Raw genomic sequence first — 25,061 nt, forward strand, 5'->3', positions numbered from 1 at the left:
GGAGAAAAGACAGTTGATAAAAAAATTTTACACGACCATTGCGTCCTGGACAGGTAAATGGGTGTGGCTGACCATGATTTCAACCATTTTTATTTGTTCCGGCCGGGATCTGCAGGCCCAAGAATCGCTCGAAACGCCGTATCAGGCAGAAGCGGTGATTGTCACCGCCCAGAAGCGCGAAGAAAATGTACAGGATATACCGGATAGTATCACGGTACTGGATGAACTGAATATTTCCGATGCCGGTATCACTGATATGGCCGGCCTTTCCACATATGTTCCCAACTTTGAATTTTATAATTTCGGCAGCCGCTGGCATTCCCAGACCTATATCCGCGGTATCAAAACCCTGAACAACAGTGAACCGTCAACCGGCTTGTATGTTGACGGCGTGAATTATTCCAAATCCTATCTGTTTGACTTTCCCCTCTTTGATGTGGAACGGGTAGAGGTCCTGCGCGGTCCCCAAGGGACCTTATACGGCCGCAACACCATGGCAGGCGTAATCAATATACACACAAGGACACCGGACAATGAAACCCGTGCCCAAATTTCAGGGACATACGCAAGCTACAATGAAAAGCAAATTCAAGGTCATGTCCAGGCACCTATTCTCAAGGACAAACTTTTTTTCGGAATCTCGGGTCTGATTTCGTCAAGTGACGGATACATGGAAAACGATGTTGAAGGTGTCGGCGAAGACGGACGGCATAAAGACGGGCAGGCCGGGAGAATAAAACTTCGGTATCTGCCTGCCCCGAAATGGGATATTACCTTGAGTCTGGATGGCCAGCACCATGAAGACGGAGCGTTCCCGTTCCGCAGAACCCAGCGAAATTCATTTGTCACTGCGGGGAAACTGGAAGCGGACAGCCCATATCACTATTCCCACGATTTTGACGGCACATCTGAAAACGACTTCTGGGGAGCAACGCTGAATACCTCTGTTGATACAAAATTAGGCAAGGTCACATCCATTACAGGGTATCGGGACTTTAACAATGAGGATTTCATTGATTCTGATTTCAGCCCTTTGGATGCTGCGCGGATGAAATATGTTTTACAGGAGCGCACCTTTTCCCAGGAACTTCGCATTGCATCTCCGGGAAATAAAACCGGCCCCCAATGGCTTGCCGGTATCTATTATTTTTACATCAACTCGGACAAAGAACGAACCAACTACTATCAGTCCGCCATGGCAAACAGTCCCAGCAACCCCTTTGCCCCGGGAACCGGTACCAGGATGACACAAAGCAAGGGGACCAACTTCGGGGAGGCCCTGTTCGGCCAGATCACCTGGCCTGTATTCAATACGTTGGATATCACCACAGGGCTTAGATATGAGGTGGAGGATGCGCAAATGGATGCCACTGTTTTTTACACCCCAGAGGGCGGGGCCAAAACCGCCACGCAACAACCCTACCAGGAGAGCCGGTTCACGGCATTGCTGCCCAAATTAAGTGTTGGGTGGCATTTCATGGATGATCAAATGCTCTACACCACTGTTTCAAGAGCCCACCGCAGCGGCGGGTTCAACGATCCCAATGTGGGTGGTGCCCCCTATGATGAAGAGTACAGCTGGGTATATGAAGCCGGTATTAAGTCCGGTTTTTTTCAAAACCGGCTTACGGTCAACATCTGCGGATTCTATACGGATATTCAGGATGAGCAGATCACCCGCTTCGATGAATACAACCAGTCATATCTTGAAAATGCAGGCGAATCCCACCGACTTGGCATGGAGGTTGAGGCGGGCTGGTTCATTTTAAAGGACTTGGAACTATTTGCATCATTCACCTGGCTGCAGGCCGAGTATGATAAGTATACCGACCCTGTCACGGGCGAAGACTTTGAAGGCAAGACCACATTCGGGGTCCCGGACTATACCTATACTTTAGGATTTCAGTACAGGCGTCCCTTGTGGAGGGACTGGAACGGCTTCTGCCGTGCGGAACTGGCCGGAACCGGCCGCCGGTATTTTGACGATTCCAATACCGTTAAAGAACCCGGATATGAACTGGTCAACCTCAAGCTGGGCCTGGAAGGCGCCCACTGGGACGGCTATGTATGGGCAAAAAATCTTTTTGACCGGCATTACTGCATTTTTGAAAACGTTGACCGGGGTATGACTGAGGATGGAGAGCCCTTGACCATCGGTATAACCCTCTCATACCGATTTTAGTCCTAATAGATGAACAATATCTCAGACTATAGTTTGAACTTTTGGGGGCATCAAGTTTGTTTAACATTGGAAAAAAGAGGAAACTGAAACTAAAAAGAAACCGAGAAGGTTTTACTTCCAGTTCTTGTTTGAGATGGTGCCGAAGGGGAGATTCGAACTCCCACAAGCGTACGCTCGCTAGTCCCTGAAACTAGTGCGTCTACCAATTCCGCCACTTCGGCACACTCAGGATCGCTTTGTTGGCAACCCATTTAGGGATTGCGTAAAAGCGATGGTTGGGATATATATATGTGTTTGTTTGGTTTGTCAATAGCATTTTGTTTAAATTTTAAAGGACGACATGGAATTAATTGAAGATTTAAATCAGATTAAGGCCCCTTTCAATAACGCTGTTGTTACCATTGGTAATTTTGACGGTGTGCACAAAGGTCACCAGGCCCTGTTGAGCCAAGTGATTGAACGGGGGGGGCAGGTCGGCGGCACCTGCATAGCCATGACATTTGAACCGCATCCGCTTCGAGCATTGGGCCTTTCCAGTCCCCCTCTGATCACCCGGCGGGACCAGAAAATAGAATTGATAGAATCCTCGGGCATAGATGTACTGCTTTGCCTGCCCTTTGATAAAGCCTTTGCACAGATATCAGCCCAGGAATTCATTGAAGATATTCTTGTAAAAAAGATCGGTGTGAAAACCATCGTTATCGGTCCTGATTATACCTTTGGCAAAAACAGGGGCGGCAATATTGAGCTACTTAAAACCATGGGGGGTGAACTTGGGTATGAGACCATTGTATCTGATTGGATAAAGGGTCCCGAAACCAACACGGAGCGCATTTCCAGCACAAAAATCAGAAAACTTGTCATGGACGGACATGTGGACCGGGCAAAGCACTATCTTGGGCGCTTTTACCAAATCCGGGGAAAGGTTATAAAGGGACGCAAGCGCGGCGGAAGTCAGCTTGGATTTCCCACGGCCAATATAAAACTTCATGATGAACTGTGCCCCAAGTTCGGGGTTTATGCGGTAACAGTTGAAACCATTCACGGCAACTTCAAGGGTGTGGCCAATATTGGTTTTTCCCCGACCTTTGGGGATGAGATGTTCACCATTGAAGTTCATATCCTTGATTTTAAAGAAGACATATACGACTCCCGGATACGCGTTAATATGGTGGAAAGACTCCGGGATGAAATTAAATTTGCAAATATTGCGCAGCTGTCCGACCAGATCAGAAAGGACATTGAAACGGCAAAGGAAATTTTAAAATAAATGGCTATTCTTGATATTGTCACATTTCCCGAACCCTCCCTAAAAAAGGTTTCAGTACCTGTGGAAACCATTGATGACGAGTTGAAAACGTTGATTGAGGATATGGGCGAGACCATGTTCCATGACGCGGGCGTCGGCCTGGCCGCCCCCCAGGTCGGGATCAATCGCCGGGTTATTGTGTATGATCCCCATGCAGGAGAGGAACAAAAAGACGCTGAGGACAAAACATTTACCGCACTGATTAATCCTGAAATCCTCTCCAAATCCAAAGAGACTTTCACTTCCGAAAAAGAAGGATGCTTAAGTGTTGTCGACTACAGGGCCGATGTCAGGCGGCATGCAAGTGTTACCGTACGGGCCATGACTATTGACGGCGAAACCATCGAATTTGATGCCCACGAACTTATGTCCGTTATCATGCAGCATGAAATAGATCACCTTGACGGTATCCTGTTTATTGACAGAATTTCTGCATTGAAACGGGCCATGTATACGAAAAAACGGTTAAAACAATTGAAAAATAAAAAATGAAAAATACCCGTATCGTTTTCATGGGGACCCCGGAATTTTCAGTCCCGGCGTTAAAGACCCTGGCAAAAGAGCCGGGGTTTGACGTTTTACTGGCAGTGACCCAGCCAGACCGGCCCAAAGGCCGCGGAAAAAAGCTTAGCCCTTCCGCAGTCAAGCAAGCCGCTCTAAACCTTGGTATTGACGTGTATCAGCCCGAAAAAATAAACACCCCGGAAGGCATAGAGCGCCTTTCCGGTCTTGAACCGGACTATTTTGTCGTGGTTGCCTTTGGACAGATCCTTTCACGGCAGGTGCTGGATATTCCCAAAACCTATCCCATAAATATCCACGCCTCGCTCTTGCCCAAATACCGGGGGGCAGCCCCCATCCAGGCGGCTGTTTTAAATATGGATGAACAGACCGGTGTGACCACCATGGTCATGGCTGAAAAAATGGATGCAGGGGATATTCTGCTGATGGAAACAACACCTGTGTATTCTGAAGATACCGCGTCAACACTGCATGACAGATTATCGCAGATGGGTGCCGACCTTATCATTAAAACCATCCACGGCATTGAACAAAGCAAAATTACCCCCGTTCCCCAGGATCATTCAAACGCCACCTATGTATCCATGCTCAAAAAGTCGGACGGCCGCATTAACTGGGACAAGAGCGCCAAGGCTATCTGCGCCCACATCAATGCCATGACACCCTGGCCCGGCGCCTTTACGGAACTTTGCGGAAAACGCCTTAAAATCTTTAAAGCAGTTGTTTCATCTACACCCACGCAGACTCACACCCTGCCGGGTACCGTTTTAAGCTGCAATGACCAAGGACTGTTTGTGGCTGCCAATGATGGTGTCGTCCAGGTGCTTGAACTGATGGGAAGCTCAGGAAAACGTCTTGATGTCGCAGCATTTCTTTGTGGAAATAAAATTGATCTGCCGGCCTGTTTTCAATGAATAAGGACGCTGACCCACGTTATATCGCTTTTACCCTGATTGAAGCAGGGCAAAAGCCGACCCTGCCCCTTGACCGTGCCATTGAAAATGCGGCGCAACAACTTGAACACTTGAGTCAAAAGGATAAAGGGCTTTGCCATGCCATTGTGTTCGGGGTGTTTAGGCATAGAGGCCGCATTGATCAATTAATTTGCCACTGCTCCAAACTTGCCTTTGACCGCATTGATGCCAAGGTTAAGACCATTCTGCGAATCGGTGTGTTCCAGATTGTTTTTCTGGATCGAGTCCCGGATTTTGCAGCCATCAATACCAGTATTGAACTTGCAAAACCGATTTGCGGCAAAAAGGCATCGGGCTTTATTAATGCGGTGTTACGCAATATATCCAGGTCACACAAAGATATTGCCCTGCCCTGTTCCCATAAAAATTTAGCCGGGCATCTTACGGCGGCCTTTTCCATACCATCATGGCTTGGCAAACGCTGGGCAGCAAGATATGGAAAAGAAAAGACGTTGGCACTTGCCGGCGCTTTGATGGATTTGCCCCCACTGACTCTCAGGATCAATCCACGCAAAATCAGCCGGGAACAGTTGATTGAAAAGTTTGAACGGGAAGGAATTAACAACCAAGCAACACGGTTCAGTCCGTTGGGCCTCCAGATCCGGACATCCGGTGTTGCCATACCTGATCTGCCCGGGTTCAATGAAGGCATGTTCCAGATTCAGGATGAAGCGGCCCAGCTTGCCGTACAGCTTTTAGGCCCCAAGCCCGGGGAAACTATTCTGGATGCCTGTGCAGGCCTTGGTACCAAAACCTGCCACATGGCCCTTGAAATGGAAAACAAAGGTCAGATTACCGCCAATGATACCGGCGAAAGCAAAGCAGATCGCTTGGACAACGAAGCCGGACGTCTGAACATTAATATCATCCGCACCACCCATGTGGATATGGCCCGGGCCGGGTTCAATGATTTTTCATCCTATTTTGACCGGGTGCTTGTGGATGCGCCATGCACAGGCTTAGGTGTCCTTGCCAGAAACCCGGACAGCCGGTGGAAAAGAAAAGCAAACGACATTATGCGCATGGCCGCCCTGCAGAAAAAAATCCTTAACGGGTCCGCCAATTTGGTGGCACCCGGAGGCGTGCTGGTATATACAGTCTGTTCCTGCGAACCCGAAGAGACAACCCAGGTGGTTGAACGATTTTTAGAAAAAAGAAAAGATTTTACCCCGGACCCTTCAGGGTTTGAGAGGCATTTGCCGTTTTTCTGCGAATCCGGGATTAAAACATATAGTAAAACAACCTTTCCTGATCATCTTGACATGGACGGCTTTTTCATGGCCAGGATGCGACGAAATAAAAATAGGAGATAATTATGACACTGATCGCCCCCTCCATTCTGTCTGCGGATTTCACCCGTTTGGGAGAAGAGGTCAAAGCAGTAGAAAAAGCCGGTGCAGACTGGATTCACATTGATGTCATGGATGGACAGTTTGTACCTAACATTTCATACGGCCCCATTGTTGTAGAGGCGTGCAAACGCGCCACAGATCTGGTGCTGGACGTCCACCTGATGATTGAAACCCCGGATGCCAGGATTCCGGATTTTGCCAAAGCCGGGGCCGACTACATCAGCGTCCATGCCGAAGCATGCCCCCATCTGCACCGAAGTCTGCAACTGATAAAAAGCCTGGGTGTAAAGGCCGGTGTTGCCTTGAATCCGGCCACGCCGTTGTCGGTCATTGAATATATCATTGATATGCTGGATTTTGTTCTGATCATGAGCGTCAATCCCGGTTTTGGCGGCCAAAAATTTATTAACTCCAGTTTAAATAAAATTACCGCGCTGTCCAAAATGCTGTCTGATGCAGGTTCCAATGCCGTTATCCAGGTGGACGGCGGCGTAAACAACGATACCATGGAAGCCGTTACAAGGGCCGGAGCCCGTTGTTTTGTGGCAGGTTCCGCCATTTTTAACACCCCTGACTATAAAACGACCATAGACGGGCTTCGCAAGCTTTCCGACAAAGGCAAGAAATGAACAAAATGATAATCTCCGTCCTGGCCCAAGACCGGCCGGGCATCATTGCAAGTGTCACCTCGGATCTGTGTGATCTGGGGTGTAATCTTGAAAACGTCAACCAGATGATCCTGCAAAACCAGTTTGCCGGTTTCTTTGTTGTCCAGGCCCCCGAAGGCGTATCCGCTGAAACCATCAGGCAGGATCTGACCTTAAGAGAGAAAGACCAGGGACTGACCATCCATGTCAGATCCCTTGAAGGGGACACCCAGGCCCCTGTAGAGGAGAAAGAGATCTTTCTGATCACCACCTCCGGCCCTGACCAGAAAGGTCTTGTGGCACAATTATCCAGTGTTATTTCAAGTTTCGGCGCCAATATCGTTAATCTGAAAGCCGTGTTCATGGGCGGTTCCAATCCCAATGAGAATGTCATGTCCTACCAAGTCCCGGTGACAAAAGAGATTGATGCCCCTGCCCTGTTTGCCGCCCTTAAGGAAAAAGCAAAGGAGCTGGACCTGGACATCCGTATCCAGCACAAAAATATTTTTGACGTGACCAACAAAATATAACAGCCATGGGCTGACCTGACATATCAACTGCCAGGTATAGCCCACAACGAATGTTGAAAGATCTGTATTAGTTACACAGACTTTCTCATAACGGCCATGGGCCGTCTTTGGTCTATCTACAACCCAGGCTTCGGCCCACAACAAAGCAAGAAAGTAATTCAACAACTTATTGGAACTTTCTTATAAAAAAAAAGGAAATTTTACGGTGTTCGAAGATCAGGAAATTATCTCGACCATAGAGATGGTAAGAAATGAAAATCTTGATGTGCGGGCAGTTACATTAGGAATCAACCTGTTTGACTGTATTTCCCATGACCTGAATGTATTCAAAAAAAATATACGCAAAAAAATCATCGGCCACGCAGCCAAGCTTGTGGAAACCTGTGACCAGGTGGGTGAAAAATACGGCATTAAGGTGGTCAACAAGCGTATCTCCATCTCTCCCATTGCCCTGGTGGGTGCATCTTTCTCATCTGAGCAGATGGTGGAGATTGCCCATGAACTCAATGACATTGCCAAAACCGTGAATATTGATTTCATCGGTGGGTTTTCAGCTCTGGTGGAAAAAGGCATTGCCAACGGAGACCAGGCGTTGATTGAAGCGATCCCCCAGGCATTGGCCGAAACCCAGCGGATCTGCGCATCGGTAAATGTGGCTACCACCAAGGCCGGCATTAATATGGATGCCGTGCTGGCCATGTCCAGGGCCATTAAAAAAGCTGCCGCCCTCACGGCTGACGAAGACGGGCTGGCCTGTGCCAAGCTGTGTGTATTTTCAAATATTCCCCAGGACATGCCGTTTATGGCGGGCGCTTATCTTGGGGTGGGCCAGGCAGATGCCGTGATCAATGTCGGGGTGTCCGGGCCCGGCGTGGTCAAACGCGCCATTGAAAGAAACCTGTCCCAGCAGCGGTTGCGCCTTGGCCGCATAGCCGAAATCATCAAACGCACCGCCTGCAAGGTCACCCGGGTGGGAGAGCTCATTGGCAGGGAGGTGGCAGACATCCTTAATATCCAATTTGGCGTGGTGGATCTTTCCCTTGCCCCAACCCCCACGGTGGGGGATAGTGTGGGCGAAATTTTCCAGGCCTTAGGGCTTTCCTATATTGGTGTGCCCGGCTCCACCGCAGCTTTGGCCATGCTCAATGATGCGGTAAAAAAAGGCGGGGCCTTTGCCTCATCCCATGTGGGCGGCCTGTCCGGTGCCTTTATTCCTGTCAGCGAAGACCTCAATATTGCCGAAGCTGCACAGAAAGGGTTTCTCTCCGTGGAAAAACTGGAAGCCATGACCTGTGTATGTTCCGTGGGGCTGGATATGGTGGCGGTGCCCGGAGACATTACAGAGCAGGTTTTAGCAGGCATCATTGCAGATGAGATGGCAATCGGCATGATCAATGCCAAAACCACGGCTACGCGCATTATCCCTGTGCCCGGTAAAAAAGCGGGGGACAGTGTCAATTTCGGCGGACTTCTTGGCAAAGCCAGTATTATGGATGTGCCCCACCTTGATCTTGAAGATATTTTTGTGGAATACGGCGGTCATATTCCGGCACCGATCCACAGTTTAAAGAATTAGGACATCCCCATTATGAGCATCCCCCATGCCCCGGGCCCCTTGCCCGAGGGGAAGATGATTGATTATCAAATTGTCCTGGTCTTAAGCCTGGTTCATTTTACAGGGGATTTTTACTCCGCTTTTTTCACTCCTTTGCTTCCCGCATTTCAGGCCAAGCTGAGTCTTACACTGACCCAGGTGGGCCTGATTACCGGCACCGTACGCTTCTTATCCTTTGTGGTGCAGCCGGTGGTGGGGTATATGGCCGACAGGTACGAAACCCGGTGGTTTGTTCTCACCGGATTATTCTTGGTTTTTTTTGCCATTCCATTTTCCGGCATTGCACCCAATTACTGGATTTTGCTCACCACGCTGTGTCTGGGTTCTTTGGGTTCTTCCATGTTTCATCCATCCACTTCGGGCATGGTGAATGTGTATGCCGGAAACCGGGCAGGCTTTGCACAGTCTATTTTCAATACCGGCGGCACGTTGGCGTTTGCTCTGGGGCCTGTATTCATCACCTGGTATGTGAGCCGGTTTGGGCTGTCTGCCATGCCCTGGACCATGATTTTGGGTCTTATATCCTTTATGTTCTGCCTGAAATATATGCCCAAACCCGTATCCGAGAATATGGCGGGATTGGGATTTATCAACAGTTTGAAGCACACCTTTGGCAAGGTGTATAAAACGGTGTTTTTAATCTGGCTGGTCATGGTGCTGCGAGCCGTTGTGGGCCAGACCTTTTTAACCTTCATGCCCATTTACCTGACCCTTCACGGCCATCCCCTGCCCTCTGTTGGCGTAATCATCGCGCTTTTCACCATTGCCGGGACCCTGTCCGGACTGACGGCAGGCTATTGTGCAGACCGATTCGGGTTCACGCCTGTTTTCTTTCTGTCATACTTGCTCATGCCGCCCACCCTTTTAATGTTTTTATACATGCCGGGCTTGGGCGCCTACGCAGGCTCTTTTCTTTCCGGTTTTTTCGTGCTGGCCCCCATGCCTTTAGGCGTGGTTATGGCCCAGAAGCTTGCCCCCGGTTCCAGGGCCATGGCAGCCAGCCTTATGATGGGACTGGCCTATGGGCTTGGCGGAGTCATTGCTCCGGGAATCGGATGGCTTGCAGACGTTTATGGACTGACCATCGTTCTGAAGTGCACTGCATTTATCCCATTGGTCTGCCTGGTACCCATTGCCTTGTTCCCTAAAATAAAGTAGGTAACGATCCGTGTCAGATGTTGTCTTAATTGCCCCGCCTATCCAGGAATTTTATCTGACAAAAAAGCGGACCATTCCCTACGGGTTAGCCTGTATTGCCACACAGCTGGAGCGTGCCGGATTTTCATCTACCATCATTGATGCCCTTGCCGTTGATAAATCTAAGATCATTGAGTACCCACAAGGTTTTGATCACCTGGTGCCCCATTACGGTAGAACCGATATCTCCATGTTTTCTCTGTTCCACCATTACAGACATTTCGGCTACAGTTTTGAGCATATTGGTAATCTGGTTAGACGGGAAAAACCTTTTTTAGTGGGCATATCCGCCTTATTCACCCCCTATTGGGAGCAGGCCCTGGACACGGCAAGGGCAGTGAAAAAATTCTGGCCCCACGCATTTATAGTTTTGGGTGGCCATCATGCCACCCAATTCCCTAAAAACTGCCTTGAATACCGAGAAATCGATTTTGTGATCCAAGGAGAAGGCGAGGTGCCCATGGTGCAGCTTGCCGAACTGATCAAAAAGCAGCCGCCACACACCGCACCCAAGGCGGCTGAATTAAAGAAAATCAACGGCATCGGTTTTAGACACGGCAATGACATCACGCTAAATCCCCCTGCCTGGGCTGAGTCGCCCCATGGCCTTGACCAAAATGCGTTGGATAAAATCAATTGGCACTTTTACCGGCGCAATAAAAAAGCGGCTATTACCGTTGTGGCATCCAGAGGCTGCCCTTTTCTATGTTCTTATTGTGCGGTATCCGGGTCAAGCAATCACGCCGGGTTCAGGATGCGGCCGGTCAAAGATGTTATTGATGAGATTAAATTGCAGGCAGAGTCTAAACAGGTTGGGTTTATTGATTTTGAGGATGAAAACCTAACCCTTAAAAAATCATGGATCCTGGAACTTTTAGCCGGCATCCAACAGATATTCAAGGGACAGGATGTTGAACTGCGGGCCATGAACGGACTTTTCCCCCCGTCCCTTGATATGAAGATCCTGACAGCTATGAAAGCATCCGGGTTCAAAACCCTGAACCTGTCCGTGGGCTCCTTCAGTGCAACCCAGTTAAAAATTTTTAAACGCCCGGATGTCAGAGAGGCCCATGACAGGGTGCTGGAGATGGCCAAGGATTTGGATATGGATTGTGTCTCTTATCTTCTTGGGGGCGCGCCGGGCCAGACTGCGGCCACCACCTTGAATGATCTTTTGGCCCTTGCGGCCAGAAGAACCATTGCCGGGCTGTCCATCTACTATCCGGCCCCGGGCAGTGCGGATTATGCCCTGTGTGAAAAACAACTATTGCTGCCCCGGGATTTTACCTTAATACGTTCGACTGCTTTTCCGATTGCAGATACGACGTCCAGGCTTGAAGCCGTGACACTATTACGCCTGGCAAGAATTTTAAATTTTCTTAAATTCTATGTGGATAAAGAGGGTGTTATGCCAAAGGTGTTGAGTGCCGGCAAAATTTTAGATATTGAAAACAACTGCCATGGGGAGATGGATAGATATGAGGCCGGCACCCTGTTACTCCGAATGTTTCTAACAGACGCGATTCCCAGGGGAATGGATCATGAGGGCCGCATCTACCATCATCCCCACAGTATGGATTTATGTAAACAGTTCATTCAAAGGCTTGTTATGCTTCCCACAGGCGTTTGAACTTCCTCAACCCTATCCTGCCCAACCACAATGCTTGAGGCGAATCTCAGCCGGGTGTGTTTCGGGTAGATGGGCTCCCTAGGCAGGTAGTTTCGTGAACCCCCTTCCACTATTCGTTTTGTATGCCGTTTCCCGGAGCAATACGATTATTGCTGCCCCAACGCGCATTGGGTACTGAAATTTTCTGCATTGCCGATTTCAATATAGGATGCCCCTCGTTCAGGTCCGAAACTGCCGGAAAGCACAATAATGAGGTCGTCATCTTTAAAATTTTGGTCTGCAATCAAACGGCAGATGGAACCTGTCAGCGAGTCCCTTGGACCTGCCCCGAGGGATATGTACTCGGGGAATACGCCAAAGGACAAAGAGAGCATGCGCACCACTTTCTTATCGTAAACCTGGGCGAAAATCGGGCTGTCCCCCCGATAGGCGGCCAGGGCCAGAATGGTTTTTCCGGAAAGTGAGTCTGCCACAATCCCCCTGGTGTTCAAACGCAGGGAAGACTTCACCGCGGCCTTGGCAAGATAGTCTGTCAGATTGCCGTGGCTTGAATAGGGAATATCAATGAACGAGCTTCTTTTCAACTCCACCTCCTGGGCAATCCTGGCCATGGTCTGTACCGCTTGCTCGGGATATTTGCCATTGGCCGTCTCACCTGAAAGCATCAGCGCGTCAGTATGATCCAGGCAGGCATTGGCCACATCAGACACTTCAGCCCTTGTGGGCCGTGGTGATTGAATCATGGAATGCAGCATCTGGGTGGCCACAATCACAGGACGTCTAAGTTCAATGCAGGTTTGGACAATATCTTTTTGAATCAACGGGATTCTTTCAGTTGGGATTTCAACGGCCAGATCACCCCTGGCCACCATCACCCCATAGGCATTTTCCAAAATTTCCCGAAGATTATTAACCCCCTGGGCATTTTCAATCTTAGCAATGATTTTGATTGAAGATTTTTTCTCGTCAAGGATATTTTGAACCGCCAGGACATCTTCCTTGTTGCGAACAAAGGAGTGGGCAATAAAATCAATATCCTGGTCTGCAGCAAAAGCAATAAAGCCCCTGTCCTTTTCGCTTAAGGCCGGTAATTTAACATGAACCGATGGAATATTGATGCTTTTTCTGGGGTAAATCACCCCGTCATTTTCCACGAGACAGTTGAGATAACCGTCTGCATTGCCCGTTACTTTCAGGGCAATACATCCGTCATCAATGAGAATGGAAGATCCGACCGGCACATCATCGGCAAATTGTGGGTAGGATACGCAGATCACATCATCTTTGGAAATCCCGCCGGCCGCTCCTTTAATGCGGATAGAATCCCCGGAGGCCACCGACAGGGGGGCTTTAGCATCACAGGTTCTGATCTCAGGGCCTTTGGTATCTATAAGGATACCGATCTTGTCCGATACCTTGCGGGTATTTTCAATAACCTGCATGGCATCATCATGGCTCATATGGGCCGTATTCAAGCGGACCACGTTCATTCCCGCCTTATAAAGCGTTTCAATGAATTGAACCGAACAATTCAGGTTGGATATGGTAGCGACAATTTTTGTTTTACGCCTTTTCAAAGCAGTCCTCTCTTTCGGCACAATGCCATGATATATGTCTTAATATCCGGCAACGGCACCGGATAATTAAATGCGGGAAATAAGGTTGGTATGGGGATTAAGAACTATTACGCGTGTTACAATATGTTACATTCCAGCTTAAAATATTTGATAAAGAAGAATACGCTATTTGGGGGATCAGGTGCAAGGAAAAAGCATGATCTAACCGTTTACTTTTACTTGATTGAATTTATTTTCCAGTAAGATTAACCAGGTCTTCGGCACAGGGCCATAATAAAATTTTCAAGTCCTGTGGCGGCGTCAACCCCGGATGATTTAATACGATAATCAAGTTCAGCAAGGGCAGACAGCGCGTGTGTCAATTCCTCCAGGGCAAAATTTTCCGATTTTAAAAAATTCTGGAATATAGGATAGGCATTTTTAGGATTTGGGGCCAGCAAAAGGTCATTGGCCGGTAATTTTGCAGATTTTTTTTTATTTTCATCGTCCCCGGCCCTTAAAAGGCTGATGTTTTCTTCATCCGCTTTAAGGGTGTTTGCATCCCAGTCAATAATTGCAGGCAAAAGCATTTGCTTGAATGCATTGAACTGCATATGTTTCAAAGCAGGCCCCCCTGACCGGCCAGTATTCAGACCCGTTGTGAAGCACTTGACGGCTAAAAGCTTTCTGACCTGATTTTCAAGGGTTTTTAAAATCTGTAAAGGATGAAACCCATCGGACAACAAACCTGCTAAAAGCGTCAGCGATTTAGACACATCCCGTTCCATCACGGCATTGGTCAAGGCAAATATGGGGTCCTTTTTATCTTTGTGCACCACAGCCCCAATATCCGCCACTGATATGCGGTCTCTGCCCCCGGTATATGCCAGAAGTTTTTCAATTGCATTTGCAAATAACTCGGGATTAAATCCTGTCTGATCCACAAGTGCGGCAAAGGCATCCGGAGGCATCTGCTTTCCTGCCTTTAACAGCATCTGCCGGCTGATATCCCTAAGCACGGCCTGCTGTTCTTCAAGGTCCGCCTTTCTGGCGCCCGTGGCAACACTGCAGTCCACCACCAGTCCGTATTCAAGAATAAGCTTGTATATTTTTTTTCTACGGTCCGGCGTACCCGTGGTAAATACAAGCACATGATTATCAGGGATACCCTCTTCAACAAGGCGGATCAGAATCTGCAGATCCTTTTCACTGTAGCTGATCTCACCGGCGGGCGCTTTCAGCAAAAAAAGCGGTGCATCTTTTACGGCAATGACTTTTCTGGTTCCAAGAAACGAAAACGTACCGGCCTGTTCGGAAATCTCGCCCACGGGTGTGGTCTTCCCGTCCAGAACATCAAGGCCGAACTGTTTGGATTCCCCTTTAAGCAGTATTGGGACAAGGGTATCCAAAGCCTTACGCACCAGAAAGGATTCCCCGCAGATTAAAACGGTTTTAAGATTATCCTCCTTTGACAGCCTATCAAGAGCACCTGCAAGGGCCTTGTATGTAACCAGATTTTTAGTGGCGGTCATGCCTTGCTCTCAGTTTGATGACCATGAATATCAAGGCAATGCAGGAGACCAGCAATCCAATGCCCTGGGACAGAGACAAAAAATCAAAAAAGAAGTTCCCCCTGAAATCTCCCCTGAAAAACTCAATGATTGACCTGAACAGGGAATAGAGCATGATGTAGCTTAAAAAAACCATGCCGTTGAAGCGTTTGCGCCGCTGAATGGCCAAAAGAATTAAAAAAAGAACAAAGTTGGATGCAATCATATACACCTGGGTGGGGTGCAAAGGGATATTAAGTGGGGCCAAACTGTCCGGATTTGTAAAGGTAATGGCAATGGGCAACGTACAGGATTTGCCGTAACAGCATCCGGCAAAAAGACAGCCGAAACGCCCCACGGAGTGCCCCAAAGCAAGGCCGGGCGATATAACATCAGCGGTTTTCCAGATATCCATTTTTTTGATGCGCAAGAAGATAATGGCCCCAAGGGAACCGCCGATAAACCCGCCAAAAAAGACCAGGCCGCCGTTCCAGATTTTAAAAATATCAAGAATGTTGTCCCTGTATGCGTCGAGATCAATAAGTACATACAGGATACGCGCGCCGGCAAGGGCACTGATCAAAACGGTAAAAAAAAGATCGGATATGATCTGATCCGGAACACCATAAAATTTAGCATTTCGTTTTGTAAACCAGATGGCGGTGATAAACCCTAAGGCCACGAAAAGGCCATAGGTATAAAGCTTCAGACTGCCGATCTGAAGAAGAATCGGATGCATGAATACTCCTTTTATATTTCAGGCAGTTTGTTGAATACTACGTGGTAAATTAATATGCCCATTCCAATGGTAATGGCTGAATCTGCGACATTAAATGCCGGCCAGTGAAAGGCACCGACATAAAACTCCAGAAAATCAACAACTTTTCCAAACCGGAACCGGTCAATCAGATTCCCTATTGCACCGCCAAAAATCAAGGCCAGACCATAGGACAAAAAGATGTGGGATTGGGCCGTTTTCTTGTAAAGCCAGAGTACGAACAGAGCAACCCCGGAAGATAAAAATAAAAAAATAAATTTTCTGATCCCTGGGGACTGTTCGGCGAAAAAACCGAACGCCCCTCCGGGATTCAGTACATGGGTGATATTAAAAAAATGATCAATCACCGTAATATGCGCATGCAGCGGCAAATGCCTTACAATAAGCCATTTGGTGATCTGGTCCAGCAAAAGCACACAGATACTCACCAGGGCAAGCCGCCGCATGGGTATTAAAAAACCGTCCATCAGCCCAGAATGGTTTTAAGGGCCTGGGTGCAACGGGGACAGGCAGTGGGGTGGTCCGGATCAGTTCCCAATTTCTCATCAAACCGCCAGCACCGTTCACATTTTTCACCGGACGCCTTGGCAACCTTTATGGCCAGGCCCTCGATCTCCTTGCCTTGGTAAATATCCCCGTCAAGGGTATCCACCACCCGGGCTTCTGACACGATAAAAATATCATTGAGTTCAACATCCAGGGATGCCACCTGGGCTTCAAGATCGCCCTGGGGCAGTTTGATTTCAACAGAAGCATCCAAGGGATGGCCGATGAGCTTGGTTGCTCTTGCCTCTTCCAGTGCCTTGGTTACTTCTGCCCGCAATGCCCGGATATTTTCCCACTTGGCGGCAAGATCCCTGTCCTCAAGGAAATTATCAAGGCTAACCATATCCTCCATGTGAACACTCTCTTTTTTAGTGTCCCCCAGGGGCATGTGGGTATAAATCTCTTCGGCCGTAAAGGGCAGGATCGGTGCCATGATTTTGACCAGGGCATCCAGTATCATATACATGACGGTCTGGGCATCCTTACGGGTATCTGAATTTTCAGGGCTAGTGTAAACCCGGTCCTTGATAATATCCAGATAAAAGGAAGACAGATCCACCACGCAAAAATTATGAAGGGTGTGATAAATCACATGAAATTCATAGGCATCATAAGCGGCCCGGCACCGTTTTACCACATGATGCAGGCGATGGAGAATAAACCGGTCCAGCTCTGCCATATTCTCAATGGGTCTGGCCTGGGACGGTTCAAACCCGGTGAAATTACCTAAAAGAAACCGGCAGGTGTTCCTGATCCGTCTGTAGGCATCCGAAAGCTGCTTGATGATATTATCTGAAATACTGACATCCCCGCGGTAGTCCGCAGAAGCGGCCCAGAGCCGTAACACGTCGGCACCGTACTGCTTGATCACCTTGTCCGGGGCCACAACATTGCCCACGGATTTGGACATTTTATGGCCCTTTTCATCCACCACAAACCCGTGGGTGAGTACGGCTTTGTACGGGGCATGGCCGGTTCTGCCCACTGCGGTCAAAAGCGAAGAGTGAAACCAGCCACGATGCTGGTCAGAGCCTTCAAGGTACATGTCCGCCGGACGCTGCAGTCCCTCTCTTTCCTCTAACACGGCGGCATGGCTGACACCTGAGTCAAACCACACATCAAGGATATTCTGGTCTTTGGTAAAGGTTGTTGAACCGCAGTCTTCGCATACCGCACCATCAGGCATGAGATACTCAGCATCCTTTTCAAACCAGATGTCCGAAGAAAATTCAGTGAAAAGTTCATGGATACGGTCCACGGACTCCCGGGTCACATATACTTTCTTGCATTTGGTGCAGTGAAATACGGGAATGGGAACCCCCCAGGAGCGCTGGCGGGACAGGCACCAGTCCGGCCGGTGCTCAATCATGGAATAGATTCGCTCCCTGCCCCAGGACGGAATCCAATGGACATTGTTAATTTCATCAAGGGCTTTTTGCCTCAGCCCCAGGTTGTCCATGGAGATAAACCACTGGGGTGTGGCCCGGTAAATAACAGGCTTTTTACAACGCCAGCAGTGGGGATAGGAATGGGACATGTTTTCCTGCTTGAGCAACGCGCCTTTTTCTTCCAGGGTTTTATTGATTTCAGCATTGGCCTTAAAAATAAACTGGCCTTCAAACAGTTCAACTCCTTGGGAAAATGTACCGTTGTCCTCCACAGGCGAATAGCATTCCAGACCATAGCGTTTGCCTGCAATATGGTCGTCGGCACCGTGGCCCGGAGCAGTATGAACACAACCGGTTCCGGCCTCAAGAGTAACGTGGTCTCCCAGGATAATTAAAGAATCCCTGTCATAAAAAGGATGGTTGCAGTTGCGATTTTCAAGGTCCTTTGCAGACAGTTCGGCAATAATGGAATAATCTGCTATCCCAAATTCGCCCATGACATTTTCCACAAGCTCCTTGGCCATGATCAAGATACCCTGATTTTGTGTTTTAACCGCCGCATAAATAAAATCAGGATGCAGGCAGACCCCCAGGTTGGCCGGCAGGGTCCATGGCGTGGTGGTCCAGATCACAACGGATACGGTTTCCCCGCCTGCATCAAAAAGATCTTTGGCATTGTCCTTTAAAGGAAATTTTACATAAATGGATGGGGAGGTATGATCGTGGTATTCAATTTCAGCTTCAGCCAGAGCGGTCTGGCAATTGCAGCACCAGTAGATGGGTTTTTTCCCCAGGAACATATCTCCTGACAGGCCGAATTCACCACACTCTTTGGCGATGCGTGCTTCATAGGGATAGTTCATGGTCAAATAGGGGTCATCCCATTCCCCCGCAACCCCAAAGCGTTTAAACTCTTCTCTCTGGATATCCACAAACGATGCCGCATAAGCCCGGCATTCCCGGCGCACCTCTACCGGCGTCATGTCCTTTTTCTTGCTACCCAGTTTTTTGTCCACATTATGTTCAATGGGCAGGCCGTGGCAGTCCCAGCCCGGGACATAAGGTGCGTTAAAACCGCACATCTGCCGGGACCGGATAATAATATCCTTTAGTATTTTGTTAATGGCATGGCCCATGTGAAGATGGCCGTTGGCATAGGGAGGACCGTCATGGAGAATAAAAAGGGGCTTGTCCTTGGATTGTTCCCGCAGTTTTTTATAAATTTTTTTCTGCTCCCAGGCTTTGATCATCTCTGGTTCACGCTGGGGCAGGTTGGCCTTCATTGCAAATTTGGTAGAAGGCAGGTTCAGTGTTTTTTTATAATCCATTATTCCTAAATTCCTTTTGCCTTTCGGATCTGGTTTGAAGTCTTAATTAACGAACTTTTCTTTGTAATGGCAGCAAAGGCAAAAGTCAAGAATTTAGCTGAATTTACAGTGCTGACGCATGAGTCTGACGGGCTTCAAGAATAACCACAACCCTTTGGGCTTCCACAACAGGCAGGGTATAAGATCTATGTGTAATATGAAACTGTTTCGTAAGCTCAGAAGTGACTTCTTCTGAGGCATGCACCCCTTTCAGGGCATAAATTTTGCCACCAGGTGCCAACATGGGACCGGCAAGCCCTGCAAGTTTTCCAAGATCTGCAAAGCCCCTGGCCGTGACGGCATCATACATTTGCAACTGCCCGGAATCCTTGGCAAGATCTTCCACCCTTGCATGCAGCGCGCTGATATTGTTAAGCCTTAAGGTACGTACCACATGGTTTAGAAAGCTGACCTTTTTTCTCACCGCATCCACCATGGTGACATCAAGGTCCGGGCAGATGACTTTCATGGGGACGGCAGGAAAGCCTGCACCTGAACCCATATCCATTATCCGTGACGGCCGGTCCAGGAACCTGGCCGCAGCCAGGGCATCCAAAAAATGTTTATAGGCCACAAGCTGAATATCCGTTATGGCGGTTAGGTTTATTTTGGCATTCCAGCGTATCAATTCCCGGGCATGGGCAGCCAGCAGACCCACCTGCTCCGGTGACAGACTCAACCCAAGGACATCAGCACCCTTTTCGAGGTAATGACAAAATTCCTTCATTTATATATATGACCCATTATGTTTTTAAAAATACACGCTGATTGGCTTTATCCTTTCCATAAAGGATAAAATTTTCGGTCAATCTTATAATCTGTCTTCCTGAAATTCAACAATAAAACATAATTTTATTTGATTTTATCTGAAAAATAGTGTATTTTATCTTTTTCTATTTTATTTGATATTTTATATATTCTTAGGATAATTTAACAAGATCATAATAAAACTATAGTATGAAACATAACGGCTGCGCCTTTGGCAATGGTCGCGCTGCCTATTATTGGTTTCAAAGGATTTTTTTATTTTTAAGGACAAGACAAAATGATCAGAGATCTTAAACGGGTTAGAAATATTGGAATCAGTGCCCATATTGATTCCGGTAAGACCACGCTTACTGAACGGATTCTTTTTTATACCAACCGAATCCATAAAATCAACGAAGTAAGGGGCAAGGACGGCACAGGGGCTGTCATGGATTCTATGGAACTGGAAAAGGAAAGGGGCATTACCATTGCTTCTGCCGCCACCCACTGTGAATGGGACAACCATGCCGTTAATATTATTGACACACCGGGCCATGTGGATTTCACCGTGGAGGTGGAACGGTCCTTGCGGGTTCTGGACGGTGTTGTGCTTATCCTGTGCTCGGTATCCGGGGTACAGTCCCAGTCCATTACCGTTGACCAGCAGATGAAACGCTACGAAGTCCCTTGTATTGCGTTTGTCAATAAATGTGACCGTTCAGGCGCCAACCCGCTTAAAGTCTGCAAGCAGCTTCGGGATAAACTCGGCCATAATTCAGTGATGCTGCAACTTCCCATAGGTCTTGAAGATAAGCACGAAGGCGTTATCGACCTTGTGAAAATGAAAGCATATTATTTTGAAGGTGACAACGGGGAAAAAATGGTGGGGGCCGAAATCCCTGCAGAACTGCAAGATGATGCCGCCGCAGCCAGGGAAGAGATGCTTGACGCTGTGTCCCTATTCTCCGAAGAACTGACAGACGCTGTTCTTGAGGAAGCTGAAATCACCGAAGAAATGATCATGCATGCAGTCAGGATCGGCACCATTGCCCGGGAAATGACGCCTGTTTTTCTGGGTTCAGCGTACAAAAATAAAGGGGTTCAACCCCTGCTGAATGCTGTTGTCAATTACCTGCCCTGCCCTCTGGATATTAAAAATGAGGCCATTGATCTGGACAATAACGAAGAAACCGTTATCTTAGAAAGTGATTTTAACAAACCCACCGTGGCCCTGGCCTTTAAACTGGAAGACGGCCAATATGGTCAGCTGACCTACATCCGTGTCTACCAGGGCTGTGTTAACAAGGGAGACACCCTGATCAACGCCAGGGATCATAAAAAGGTTAAAATCGGCCGACTCATCCGCATGCACTCCAACCAGATGGAAGACGTGGAGGCCGTTCCGGCCGGTCATATCGGTGCTATGTTCGGCATTGACTGTGCGTCGGGCGACACCTTTGTTTCACCGGATATCAACTACTCCATGATGGCCATGCATGTTATGGACCCGGTTATTTCTTTGTCCATCACGCCCAAGGACAACAAAGCCCAAATCAACATGTCCAAGGCCTTAAACAGATTCACCAAGGAAGACCCCACATTCAAGACCTATGTGGATCATGAAACCGGAGACACAATTATCCAGGGTATGGGCGAACTTCATTTAGAAGTTTATGTGGAACGTATGAAACGTGAATACAAGGCCGAGGTTGCCACAGGCCAGCCCAGGGTTGCTTACAGGGAAACCATTACCAAAAAAGCACCCTTCAATTACACCCATAAAAAACAGACCGGTGGTGCAGGTCAGTTTGGCCGTGTGGCAGGTTTTATTGAACCCACTGAAGAAGAATTTGAATTTGTAAACAAGATCACCGGCGGCCGCATCCCCACACAATATATTCCGGCCTGTGAAAAAGGTTTTGAAGGCTGCCTTGTAAAGGGCCCAAGCCTTGAATTCCCGGTCACCGGCATCAAGGTCACCTTAGAAGACGGTGCCTACCATGCCGTTGATTCATCTGAAATGGCATTCCAGTCAGCAGCACGCGGCGGTTTTCTGGAGGCTTACAACAAAGCAAAACCTGTTATCATGGAACCGATTATGAAGGTGGTTATTGAAACCCCCAATGAGTTCCAGGGTGCCTGCATGGGACTGATTAACCAACGGCGGGGCATTATCCAGGGTTCCCAGGAAGAAGGGGTGATGTCCGTCATCGAATCCCAGGTTCCGCTGTCCGACATGTTCGGCTTTTCAACGGTTTTAAGATCCGCCACCCAGGGCAAAGCCCAGTTCACGATGGAATTTTCCTCGTATAAACAGGCCCCCCAGTCTATTGCAGACGAGATTGCCAAGAAAAAAGCCGAAGAAAAAGCAGCCAAAAACAAATAAGACCTTTTTGACATAAGAGAGGAAACATGCTTAAAAATGACCTCATTTTAAGAAGCCCGGCAGAAAAAACCATTGGTGCCGACAACATTACGAATGGTCAGTTCGGTGCAGTACTTTCCCGGGCTGGCGTCGGCAAGACCGGATTTCTGGTCCAAATTGCCCTGACACGTCTGCTTTGTGACGAAAAAGTACTTCACATCAGCTTATGTGACACCATAGAAAAAATAACCATAAGATATAATGAAGGCTACACCAGTCTTATCGACAGTATCGGTTATGTTGACGCTCAGGTTGCCGAACGTCTGTGGGATGAGATACAGCATCACAAAACAGGTATTGCATACAACGAATCCACATTTAATGTAAACAAAATCAGAGATTACCTGAACAGCTTTAAGGGGGCGGACCTTACCCTGCCGACCCTGATTATCATTGACGGCCTTGATTTTGATACCGACCTTTCAACTGTGCTTTCCGATTTAAAACAGCTTCAACAGGACTTTGGTATCTGCGTCTGGTTTTCCATGCAAAGCCACAGGGAAGAACCGCTTAACCCAAACGGCTATCCGGTTCAACTGGAAAATTACGACATACTGTTTGATAAAGCCGTATTCCTTGCCACGGAGGAAGATAGAATCCAAGCCATTGTACTTAAAGACGGAGACAGAACGGACCAGAAACTTTTGCTGGATCCGGCCACGTTGATGCCGGCTGAAGAATAAATCAATTGCATCAATAACACCGTCTGAACAGATCACAGCATTTAAAGGCCGCAACACCCGGCAAGACGGGATTGCGGCTTTTTTTATCTTAAGCAAATCATCATCATTAGAGATGTTTCAATCAAAGACCAATGACGGTCCGTGACCGTTATAGGAGAAGGAAACAAAGGGCCATGATTATCGTAGGTACCAGTGCATAGAGGAGCAGCAGCAATGGTGAGATGCCGTTATTGAAATAATTTTTCAAAATAGCCTGTCCAGCCGGATTCGGTGCATTGGCAATTATGGTGAGCCCGCCGCCGGTAACAGCTCCTGCCACCACCGCATATTTGAGGTTGTCGGTGAAACCGGGCACCAGAGTGCTCAGGTAAGTAATAGCGGCATTGTCGTTGAAGGCTGTGAGCACCGTAGCACTCAACATGAGAGGAAGTTCTCCTAAACTGCCAAGCACCGGAGCAATCCACCACCCCTGGAGACCGCCATGGATAACCAGCCCGCCCAGAAAAAAGCCGACCAGCATCGGGGATTTCAAATTGATATTATTCTGAAATGGCCAGGTAACATGGCTAAAACCGACAAAAAACAACATGCCGGAAACAAAAATAGCCGGATAGTGGGCATTGGCAATGGTCCATACCATGAAAGCAACATGGACGGCGATAATCCATCCGGGGACATCGCCGGAACGGTTATCCCAGTTAGGGTCGTTGAGTTTTGGCCTTTTATCCCTGGGAAGCAGACCCGGAACGGAAACACTCATTTGTTGAACCTTGAGGTCTTCAAACTCCTGCTCAAATGTCTCCTCCAACAAAGCGCAATCGGTGTCATCCATCTCACAAATTGTCATGGTGGACTCTCTGGCAGCATGTTTAATTCTTTGAAATTCTTGCTGCAAATCATCCCCAATCCGCTGTTCAGCCATCTTCAGGTCTTTTTTGAGCGCATCACTATGAATATATTTTTCCTTAATCTCAGTTTTCAGCATGGACAGCCTGAATTTTCTTTCAAGCGTGAAAAGTTTTTTTCTAAACACCATGAAGACCAATACGTTGGATAGAACAATACCAATAACCGCTTTCCAGCCAAAGTTGCTGAGCATGAAAGGCAGGTTCCAGTCCCAGGGAGCTGCCACCATAAGGACCGGTGGGGCAGCAAAATGGGTAAGAGTTCCGCCAACCGAAATATTGACAAAAAGAAGGGATATGGTTGCGTATTTAAGTGCTTTACCCGGTTTAAGTTCATAAAATTTGCGGGCAAGCAGCATGGCCGAAATTGTCATTGCTGCAGGTTCGGTGATAAATGAGCCTAGAATCGGCCCTATGGTCATAATTGTCAGCCACCAGGCCGCCAATGTACTTTTAAAAATCCCTGCAACACGGCTCATTATTTTTTCTGAAAAAATCAAAATAGGGCGGGAGGAAGCAAGGGTCATGATGACCACGACAAACATCGGCTCTGTGTAATTAACCCTGCTTATATAGCTGACAAAGGTGCCCCAGTCATAGAAAAGAACAATTGCAGCAGTCAGCACTACGGCCCAAAGGCCAAAGATAACCTCAACCTCACCAAGAAAGTGAAAAATCTCTGCACGGATTCTTGTAGAATTTTCCAACGCCCTCCCGGCTTCAATTTTTTTTTGGTGTTCGGCTTTCCATTTATGTGCGTAGTAGAGAAATTTACTGCTGAGAAAGGTGTGTAGAATGGCGGCCAAAAAAATTAAGGAGGCCACAAGATTAAATGGAGTATGGCTGATACGGTGCTTAAGAATTGCGGCCACCCCATTGATGTCAGCATCTTGGTAACTACCAAAACTTGGCGGGAAATTAACAGGGGAATTAGGAGCGTCAGAGCCCCCTGCTGCATAGGCAAAGGCAGTGGATAGAAACACAAAGAATAAAAAGATGATTGCAAATCGTACTTTCATAAATTCCATCACTATCTTTCTCACTTCAAGTTCCAGATATTCAATAATTTAAATAGCCCATAAAAAGAGTTACATATTCTATGATTCAAGTAAAATAATCTATCCCGTTTAGCGTGATTTGACAAGAAAGGAATACAAA

Annotated in this window: 19 protein-coding genes and 1 tRNA gene; 12 read left to right on the forward strand and 8 right to left on the reverse strand. The window is 47.9% G+C overall.

The window, feature by feature from the left end; genetic code table 11:
• Nucleotides 1-13: 13 nt before the first annotated feature.
• Nucleotides 14-2,182: a TonB-dependent receptor gene (locus tag B147_RS0115510; RefSeq protein WP_020588114.1), complete on the forward strand. Its 2,169-nt coding sequence runs from the start codon at nt 14-16 to the stop codon at nt 2,180-2,182.
• Nucleotides 2,183-2,316: 134 nt separating this feature from the next.
• On the opposite strand, the gene B147_RS0115515 is transcribed toward B147_RS0115510, so the two are convergent.
• Nucleotides 2,317-2,403: transfer RNA gene (locus B147_RS0115515), tRNA-Leu, on the reverse strand.
• Nucleotides 2,404-2,522: 119 nt separating this feature from the next.
• Between B147_RS0115515 and B147_RS0115520 the strand changes: the two genes are divergently transcribed.
• From B147_RS0115520 to B147_RS0115560, 9 genes are all read left to right on the forward strand, one after another.
• Entirely contained in the window at nt 2,523-3,452 is a 930-nt protein-coding gene (locus tag B147_RS0115520; protein ID WP_020588115.1) for a bifunctional riboflavin kinase/FAD synthetase, read from the forward strand.
• Nucleotides 3,453-3,983: a peptide deformylase gene (gene def, locus B147_RS0115525; protein ID WP_020588116.1), complete on the forward strand. Its 531-nt coding sequence runs from the start codon at nt 3,453-3,455 to the stop codon at nt 3,981-3,983.
• Nucleotides 3,980-4,927 (forward strand): methionyl-tRNA formyltransferase, encoded by a 948-nt coding sequence (gene fmt / locus B147_RS0115530; protein ID WP_020588117.1) that lies wholly within the window; start codon nt 3,980-3,982, stop codon nt 4,925-4,927. The genes def and fmt overlap by 4 nt, the downstream gene beginning before the upstream one ends.
• Nucleotides 4,924-6,300 carry a 16S rRNA (cytosine(967)-C(5))-methyltransferase RsmB gene (gene rsmB / locus B147_RS0115535; protein ID WP_020588118.1) on the forward strand — a complete coding sequence of 459 codons (1,377 nt, stop codon included), beginning with the start codon at nt 4,924-4,926 and terminating at the stop codon, nt 6,298-6,300. The genes fmt and rsmB overlap by 4 nt, the downstream gene beginning before the upstream one ends.
• A 2-nt stretch (nt 6,301-6,302) precedes the next feature.
• Nucleotides 6,303-6,968 carry a ribulose-phosphate 3-epimerase gene (gene rpe, locus B147_RS0115540; protein ID WP_020588119.1) on the forward strand — a complete coding sequence of 222 codons (666 nt, stop codon included), beginning with the start codon at nt 6,303-6,305 and terminating at the stop codon, nt 6,966-6,968.
• On the forward strand, nt 6,965-7,516 hold the full coding sequence (locus B147_RS0115545; protein WP_020588120.1) for a glycine cleavage system transcriptional repressor: 552 nt from the start codon (nt 6,965-6,967) through the stop codon (nt 7,514-7,516). The genes rpe and B147_RS0115545 overlap by 4 nt, the downstream gene beginning before the upstream one ends.
• 205 nt (nt 7,517-7,721) lie before the next feature.
• The gene (locus B147_RS0115550; protein WP_026259685.1) at nt 7,722-9,092 is read left to right on the forward strand and encodes a PFL family protein; all 1,371 of its coding nucleotides are present in this window, start codon (nt 7,722-7,724) and stop codon (nt 9,090-9,092) included.
• 12 nt (nt 9,093-9,104) lie between these two features.
• Nucleotides 9,105-10,289, forward strand: a complete 1,185-nt coding sequence (locus tag B147_RS0115555; protein ID WP_020588122.1) for an MFS transporter — start codon at nt 9,105-9,107, stop codon at nt 10,287-10,289.
• A 10-nt stretch (nt 10,290-10,299) separates the two neighbouring features.
• Nucleotides 10,300-11,958: a B12-binding domain-containing radical SAM protein gene (locus B147_RS0115560; RefSeq protein ID WP_020588123.1), complete on the forward strand. Its 1,659-nt coding sequence runs from the start codon at nt 10,300-10,302 to the stop codon at nt 11,956-11,958.
• 146 nt (nt 11,959-12,104) lie between these two features.
• On the opposite strand, the gene pyk is transcribed toward B147_RS0115560, so the two are convergent.
• The 6 genes from pyk to rsmG all read right to left on the reverse strand — a co-directional run bounded on the left by pyk (nt 12,105) and on the right by rsmG (nt 19,870).
• Complete coding sequence (pyk, locus tag B147_RS0115565) at nt 12,105-13,535, reverse strand: pyruvate kinase (protein WP_020588124.1); 1,431 nt, start codon at nt 13,533-13,535, stop codon at nt 12,105-12,107.
• 245 nt (nt 13,536-13,780) lie between these two features.
• The gene (gene holA, locus B147_RS0115570) at nt 13,781-15,046 is read right to left on the reverse strand and encodes a DNA polymerase III subunit delta (RefSeq protein WP_020588125.1); all 1,266 of its coding nucleotides are present in this window, start codon (nt 15,044-15,046) and stop codon (nt 13,781-13,783) included.
• The gene (lgt, locus tag B147_RS0115575) at nt 15,033-15,803 is read right to left on the reverse strand and encodes a prolipoprotein diacylglyceryl transferase (RefSeq protein WP_020588126.1); all 771 of its coding nucleotides are present in this window, start codon (nt 15,801-15,803) and stop codon (nt 15,033-15,035) included. The genes holA and lgt overlap by 14 nt, the downstream gene beginning before the upstream one ends.
• Before the next feature lie 11 nt (nt 15,804-15,814).
• Nucleotides 15,815-16,309 (reverse strand): signal peptidase II, encoded by a 495-nt coding sequence (lspA, locus tag B147_RS0115580; protein WP_020588127.1) that lies wholly within the window; start codon nt 16,307-16,309, stop codon nt 15,815-15,817.
• Entirely contained in the window at nt 16,309-19,104 is a 2,796-nt protein-coding gene (ileS, locus tag B147_RS0115585; RefSeq protein ID WP_020588128.1) for an isoleucine--tRNA ligase, read from the reverse strand. Before ileS ends, lspA begins: the two co-directional genes overlap by 1 nt.
• Before the next feature lie 103 nt (nt 19,105-19,207).
• Entirely contained in the window at nt 19,208-19,870 is a 663-nt protein-coding gene (gene rsmG, locus B147_RS0115590) for a 16S rRNA (guanine(527)-N(7))-methyltransferase RsmG (protein ID WP_020588129.1), read from the reverse strand.
• A 318-nt stretch (nt 19,871-20,188) separates the two neighbouring features.
• On the opposite strand from rsmG, the gene fusA reads away from it, so the two are divergent.
• Together fusA and B147_RS0115600 are read left to right on the forward strand one after the other, a co-directional pair.
• Nucleotides 20,189-22,276, forward strand: coding sequence for an elongation factor G (fusA, locus tag B147_RS0115595; RefSeq protein ID WP_020588130.1), 2,088 nt, complete (start codon nt 20,189-20,191; stop codon nt 22,274-22,276).
• A 26-nt stretch (nt 22,277-22,302) separates the two neighbouring features.
• Nucleotides 22,303-22,998 carry a hypothetical protein gene (locus B147_RS0115600; protein ID WP_020588131.1) on the forward strand — a complete coding sequence of 232 codons (696 nt, stop codon included), beginning with the start codon at nt 22,303-22,305 and terminating at the stop codon, nt 22,996-22,998.
• Between the two features lie 148 nt (nt 22,999-23,146).
• Here B147_RS0115600 and B147_RS0115605 read toward each other — a convergent pair whose 3' ends face one another.
• The gene (locus B147_RS0115605) at nt 23,147-24,922 is read right to left on the reverse strand and encodes a putative Na+/H+ antiporter (protein ID WP_033397515.1); all 1,776 of its coding nucleotides are present in this window, start codon (nt 24,920-24,922) and stop codon (nt 23,147-23,149) included.
• Nucleotides 24,923-25,061 lie beyond the last annotated feature (139 nt).

The sequence above is a fragment of the Desulfobacter curvatus DSM 3379 genome, assembly GCF_000373985.1.
Lineage (GTDB): Bacteria > Desulfobacterota > Desulfobacteria > Desulfobacterales > Desulfobacteraceae > Desulfobacter > Desulfobacter curvatus.